Below are 5,956 nucleotides of genomic sequence, written 5' to 3' on the forward strand. Positions count from 1 at the left end.
GTACTGCACGCGGAAGAGGGAGCTGTCCCGCGTCCGTACGGCCAGGGCTGCGGGCTCGTCGCCGGTGACGGCGGCCCAGCGCGCGATGTCGACGGCGGGATCGTCGGTGACCGGCCCGGAGGGGGCGGAGGGGGCGGCGGGCTCGGAGGGGAGGTCCCGGCGGACGAGATCGGCGACGAGGGCGGTGCGGCCCTCGGCGTCGAGCGTGACGTTGAGGTAGCCGCCGCCCGCGATCTCGACGCCACCGATCCCCGGCGCACCCGGCGTGCCCGACTCGTCGACGAGCCGCTTCCGCAGCAGCTCGGCGACCTCGCGCGGCGGGCGCCCCGCGGCGCGGGCGAGCGGGAAGGCGACGCTGACGGCGTAGTCCCCGTCACCACGCCTGGGCGGCGACTCGACGACGACCCGGCCGGGAAGGCGGGCCGGGTCCAGGGACAGCTCGCCCTCCTCGATCGCACAGCGCAACGTGTGCAGCACGGTGCGCGAGAGCTGGGCGGGGGTCACGGAACAAGCGTATGGGAGAGGGGGCGGGGGTAAGCGAACAGGTTTCGCACCGTGGACGTCATGGCCCCCCGAGGTCACCTGACGGAGATCACCGCACGGGCCGTGCGGTCGGCTCCGCCGCCTCCGCCGACTCGGCCGCCGGCGGCTCGTGCGGGAGACCCGGGGCCCGGACCTCGCCGTCGTGCCCCTCACGCACGTCACACACGGCTCCGCTACCGGCGCCGTTGCCGACACCGTGCGAGAGCCGCCGGACCAGCCGCACCAGCTCGGCGGGCTCGAAGGGCTTCGCCAGGAAGGCGTCGATCGCGGCCGTCTCCTGCCCCTCGAACTGGGTGCAGGCGGTGATGAGGGCCACGGGGATGTGGCAGGTGCGTGGATCGGAACGCAGCCGGTCGACGGTCCGCATCCCGTCGAGCCTGGGCATCACGGCGTCCAGCGTGATGACATCGGGCCGGACCCGCTGCACGATGTCCAAGCACTCGACACCATCGGCGGCGGTCACGACCTCGAAGCCCTCAAGCTCGAGATTGACCCTGATCAGCTGCCGGATGACCTTGCTGTCATCAACCACAAGGACCCGGCCGGACATACCTGGCACACCGCAAAGCCTAGGCCCGCCCCTCCGGCCCCGTCCGGCTTTTGTCCATTTCCACCCCTGCCAGTGACGGGCACGGAGAACGAGGGACTGATGGGACGCGTGTGGCGAGCAGGTGCACCGGGAGGGTGAGAAGCGCGAGGCCCCTGGGCGGCACCGGAGAGGCCCCGAAACCCGTTTCCGGTGCACCACTCCCGAGCTGGTACTGTTCTACCTGTCGCCGCTCAAGAGCGCCGACGAGCCCCCGTAGCTCAGGGGATAGAGCAACGGCCTCCGGAGCCGTGTGCGCAGGTTCGAATCCTGCCGGGGGTACTCGCAGTCCGGTCAGCGTGAATCAGCCGCTGACCAGCGCGGATACCGACATGAGAGAGCGGGAGTCAGTCTCATTGACTCCCGCTCCTTCTCACTGTCTCTCAGCGTTCGCGACACACCTCCGACACGGTTTCTAGGCTGCGTCGGTGTCGCCCTCGGACCACCCCATAGTTCGCTCGATCTTCCTGTTGTCCTCCGCCTCGCTGTTGTCGATGCATCCCGCGTAGTGCCGGTCGATGACCTCCGGGGAGGTACCCGCACGGCGGGCCACCTCCGCCACGGGAAGGCCAGCACGGAGCCAGTCCGTGATGGCCTTCGCGCGGCCGTCGTACGGCTTCCTCGCGAGCGGAGATGCGACCTTGTGCGGCGGGAAGGCGAACGGGCGAGCCTCCTGCCAGACACGCCAGTAACTCGACGTGCCCACCAGCCCCCCGCGCTCATTCTGGAAAACCCGGCCGTCCTCCGCAGTGCCGAATTCCTTCACGTGTGCACGGAGCATCGCCACCAGTACCGGTGGGATCGGCACCGGGCGATCTTTCTCGGGATCGCGCATCTTCAACCCCCGCTTATCGTGCCGCTCCCCCGAGTCGGTCCACTTCTTACCCGAGACGGGGCGCGTCTCCTTGAGCGTGAGAACGCCCCACCCAGAATCCGGCAGATAGCAGTCATCGAGCCGCAATCCGACGACTTCCGCTGGGCGCATCGCGGCATACAGGATGCAGCCGAAAAACGCGACCAATCGCCTACCCCGGTTTCGGTGCACGGACCCGACGTATGACACGGCCGTGAGAAAATCGCGCCCTTGTCCTGCATTCATGAGGACACGTGGGTCAATCGCTCCGCGTCCCGCAGTGGCGTACCGCTCCAATTCCGCGATTGGGTTCGTTTCGAGATACCCGCGCTGGATGGCGTAGTTCATCGCTGCGTTGAACCCGCGACGGCGGCGCTTATACGTGTCCTTGGCAGCCAGCTTCCCATCAAGCTTGTAGGCGAGTCGATAGTGAACGTCTTCCGCCGTTTCGGAGGCTTTAAGCGCAGACAGCGGCAGAGTGTTCTCCGCGAGCCAAGCACACGCCTTCTCCAGGCCCGGGGGTGGCTGCTCGTCGGCGTGAGACGGAACAACAGCCCACCTCACGGCCCTCCGTACGGTCCGAGCTTCCGGAGCGTCCGGCCCCTCCCCCATCATCCCCAGGGCTGCGGACGCCAGGCTGTCTGCAAACCCTTCGCGCGTTTTGGCTGCTGCCGTACGCCATCGGCGCTTCATGAACTCTTGTGCGAAAAACCACCAGTTGGGATCGTTCTTCTCCTTGGCTTTTTCCGCTTCAACAGCTTCCGCGTTCCGAACTTCAGACTCAGGAAGTCCTGATTCGATCTCGAACGCTTCGCCGCGCCGGTTCATGGCGTTCCAAATCTCGTTCCGGCGGCTTTCGGCGAGCGGATACGTAGCGAAAGTGCCGCCGCATACTCGACCGGCCACCACCCAACGAACTCGCCATGGGCAAGATTTGCGCCCGGTTTTCGTGATCTTCCACAGCTTGACGTCGAAGGTGTAGCCCGGCCGGGCTGACCCGCGAGGGCGCCCGGCCGTGCTGTTTTTCTCGGTGCTCACGCAGCGTCCTCCCGCTCCGCAAGCCAGCGTTCGTACTCAGACTTCCGGATACGAATGTCACCATTCGGGAGCCTGATGGAGCGCGGAGCCTTTCCGAGCTGTCGCCATCGGTAGAAAGTCGCCGGGGCAACCTTGAGGTCGGCAAGGACTTCCTTGATCGTCAGCTTCTCGTCCCTCGCGCGGACGCTCATGCCGCAGTCCTCTCTTCTGTTGTGGTCACTTGCGTCGGGGCTCAGGCGTCCGGCCCTCTTCTCTCAGGTCCGCTACTTCCGCTACCTCCGCTACCGCCCTGGTCAGAGGGCTTGATCAGGTAGCGGATTGGGGTAGCGGTAGCGGATTGGGCCGCTACCGACCCGCGCTGCGAGAGCGGGCCGGTAGCGGGAAAGTGGTGCGCGGTAGCGGATGGAATCCGGCTTACCGCTACTTCGATCACGCCTGTGACCAGGGCGGTAGCGGAGGTAGCGGAAGTAGCGGATTCTCAGGGGGTGGGGGGCAGTAGCGCTGCCAGGCGTCGTGCAGATCGGCCGCGTAGTAGCCCTTGAGGACCGTGCCGCCGGTCTTGATGTTGCGGGCCACAACCGGGGTGTTGTCGCTGGTCATGTACTCGCGCAGCAGTTTGGACAGCCCTCGGGCGTTCAGTGGCTTGCCGCCCATGTCGGCCCACGGTGCCTCATCCAGGGCCAGAAGGCGGTCCAGGACAGCGACGGTGGGCAGGCGGTCGATGCCGTTGAACACCTGGTCACGCAGGTCGGTCAGCAGCCGAATACCGGTGCTGCCCTTGTCGTCGGCCTTGGCCGCGTTGACCAGCTCCACGCACGCGGCGCGAGCCCGCTTGGGCCACTCCCCGCCCGCCGCGTCGGCCACGGCGAGCAGCGGTTCCCATACGTCGGCGGGCCGGTCGGTGACCTCTTCGGGCATCTCCGGCCAGGTCTCCGCGATCTGTTCGCGGTGCTGGTCCGCCCACTGCGCCAAGCGTTCACGCAGGGCGTGCCCGTCCGCTTCGTGGATGCGGGCACGGAAGGGCTCCACCTTCTCGTTCCGCGCCCGGCGGCGCATGCGGATGATGACCGAGCGGGTCAGGATTGTGTCCGGCAGCGACCCAAGCCCGGCCACCGCGACGGCGCAGTACGAGGGGAAGGGCACGACCTTCTGTGTGTCCCCTTCCGCCACGCACCGGTAGGTGACCCCGGTACGGCGGTGTCCGGCGTTGAGGAAGCCGCGCAGCTCCTCGTTGTCCCCGGCACGGGGGCCGAAGACGGTATCGATCTCATCGAAGAGGATCGTCGGGCGCCCCTCCAGGCCCGAGACGGCACGAAAGAGCGCCGCCGCGCTGGCGTTGACCGCCACCATCGGGTGTGGCACGAGGGTTTCGCAGATCTCCAGCGCCCTGGACTTCCCCGAGCCCGGTTCCGGGGAGAGGAAAGCGAGGCGGGGTGTGGAGTCGAAGCAGTCCAGCAGGTGCGCGTGCGCGTCCCACAGGGCCACGGCGACGTAGGCGGATTCGATGGGGAAGACGTTAAAGCGGCGGTGGAAGGCTTCCACCTCGTCCAGCAGCGCGGCGCCGTCGATGGGCTCGTTCATGCGGCGGCCCTCCCTTCCTGTGGGGTGCGGAGCGGGCAGGTCTCGCGGTGCGCGGTGTGGCCCTCGACCAGTGCGAGCACTTTGGTGTGGCCGATCGCTGAGCGGTCGCGTCCGCAGGCGCACCACGAGGTGGCCGTGGGGGTCGCACCGCGTCCGGGTGCGGTGATGTGCAGCCACGCGAGGGGGTACCGGCCGTGCCCGTGCTGCGGGTTCGGGCGAAGAGCAGAGCGGACGCCCTTGCGGGCGGCGTCCTTCGGCGCGCTACGGCCGGTCGTGCCCGGGGCCGGTTGGGCGGGGCGGGGGCCGGTCGGGGTGGGGGTGTGGCTCTTAGAGAGGGGGGAGGGGGTCATGCCGCCTTCCCCCTGCCGGGGTTGTGGGTGATGGACCAGTCCAGGGCGCGGCGGATCACGTCGTCGTAGTAGCGGAGCGGCTGTGTAGCGTTGCCCGCCGCCGCTCCCCTAAGAGCCTCCTCGACCTGCGGTCGGGTGAGGTCGCCGGTGGCGATGAAGCGTCCCAGGGCGCGGGCGGCCCGCAGCAGGGTCGCGTTGCGGGTGCCGTCGGCGGCCGTGGCCACGTTCCGGGCCTCGTTGGTGAGTGCTACGTCCGCGTATCGGCGGGATTGCCCCGCTACGGCCACTGTGGGGGCCTGTACGGGCTTGGGGGCGGGCCGCAGGATGCTCAGCAGCCACGCGGGCACAGGGAGCGGCACAGCGCCGCCTACGGCCTCGTAGCCGCCGCACGGCAGCACGGAGCCGGGGGCGACGACGTAGCCGCCCCAGGCACGGGTGTCGACCAACGGCGCGATCGTTCCTGCCGTGTTGCCCAGCCGCACCCCATCGGGGGCCTGGAAGTACAGGTGCTCCCCGCCGCTCGCGGTCCGCACCCGGTAGGTGTCGGGGACGGGGTGCCCGGCGCGCTCGCAGAGCGCCGTGAAGTTCGCCGCGCCGCCAGGCGCGTCCTTCTTGCTCTCGCTCTTGTCGTTTTTGGTCTTGGGCTCATCCAGGTCCACCACGAGCAGCCCGGACGGGCCGCACGCGACGCCGATGTTGAACGGGGCCTGAGTCCAGGCGGCGCGGATGCGTTCGGGGTCGGTGGTGGCGCGCTGCTCCCACTTGGCGTGCCCGCCCGAACAGGGGCCGGTGCGAGGGCACGCGGTCTCTCCGTGGAGAACGGGCCGCTTGGTACCAGGCCGGAGCGGGAAGACGCGCCAGCCGCGTGCGGCGGCGTGAAGGGCGGCTGAGAGCAGCCTTGCATGAGCGGTGCTGGTGTCGGGCATGCTGGAGACCTCCATCAGGTCTGTTGAGGGACGGATGGATGAGGGCGGCCCCGGACTTTGGCGAGACGGGGGCCGCCCT

Annotated in this window: 5 protein-coding genes, 1 tRNA gene and 1 pseudogene; 1 reads left to right on the forward strand and 6 read right to left on the reverse strand. The window is 68.8% G+C overall.

The window, feature by feature from the left end; translation table 11 throughout:
* Window positions 1-504, reverse strand: a pseudogene (locus ACYVOO_RS18310) (DALR anticodon-binding domain-containing protein); the annotation flags it as partial.
* An 88-nt stretch (window positions 505-592) separates the two neighbouring features.
* Window positions 593-1,093, reverse strand: a complete 501-nt coding sequence (locus tag ACYVOO_RS18315; protein WP_461016706.1) for a response regulator — start codon at window positions 1,091-1,093, stop codon at window positions 593-595.
* 246 nt (window positions 1,094-1,339) lie between these two features.
* On the opposite strand from ACYVOO_RS18315, the gene ACYVOO_RS18320 reads away from it, so the two are divergent.
* Window positions 1,340-1,411: transfer RNA gene (locus ACYVOO_RS18320), tRNA-Arg, on the forward strand.
* Between the two features lie 133 nt (window positions 1,412-1,544).
* Here the strand turns inward: ACYVOO_RS18320 and ACYVOO_RS18325 are convergent.
* The 4 genes from ACYVOO_RS18325 to ACYVOO_RS18340 form a co-directional block, all read right to left on the reverse strand.
* Entirely contained in the window at window positions 1,545-3,020 is a 1,476-nt protein-coding gene (locus ACYVOO_RS18325; protein ID WP_461016687.1) for a tyrosine-type recombinase/integrase, read from the reverse strand.
* Window positions 3,017-3,211 carry a helix-turn-helix transcriptional regulator gene (locus tag ACYVOO_RS18330; protein WP_461016688.1) on the reverse strand — a complete coding sequence of 65 codons (195 nt, stop codon included), beginning with the start codon at window positions 3,209-3,211 and terminating at the stop codon, window positions 3,017-3,019. The genes ACYVOO_RS18325 and ACYVOO_RS18330 overlap by 4 nt, the downstream gene beginning before the upstream one ends.
* Window positions 3,212-3,449: 238 nt before the next feature.
* Window positions 3,450-4,601, reverse strand: coding sequence for a DUF3631 domain-containing protein (locus tag ACYVOO_RS18335; protein ID WP_461016689.1), 1,152 nt, complete (start codon window positions 4,599-4,601; stop codon window positions 3,450-3,452).
* Between the two features lie 346 nt (window positions 4,602-4,947).
* Entirely contained in the window at window positions 4,948-5,877 is a 930-nt protein-coding gene (locus tag ACYVOO_RS18340; protein ID WP_461016690.1) for a bifunctional DNA primase/polymerase, read from the reverse strand.
* Window positions 5,878-5,956: the final 79 nt, after the last annotated feature.

The organism is Streptomyces daliensis, from assembly GCF_054782395.1.

Excerpts from the sequence above, each read along its gene's own strand:
- ACYVOO_RS18335 (WP_461016689.1), bottom strand. The coding sequence starts at position 4,601 with ATGAACGAGCCCATCGACGGCGCCGCGCTGCTGGACGAGGTGGAAGCC.
- ACYVOO_RS18315 (WP_461016706.1), bottom strand. The coding sequence starts at position 1,093 with ATGTCCGGCCGGGTCCTTGTGGTTGATGACAGCAAGGTCATCCGGCAG.
- ACYVOO_RS18330 (WP_461016688.1), bottom strand. The coding sequence starts at position 3,211 with ATGAGCGTCCGCGCGAGGGACGAGAAGCTGACGATCAAGGAAGTCCTT.
- ACYVOO_RS18340 (WP_461016690.1), bottom strand. The coding sequence starts at position 5,877 with ATGCCCGACACCAGCACCGCTCATGCAAGGCTGCTCTCAGCCGCCCTT.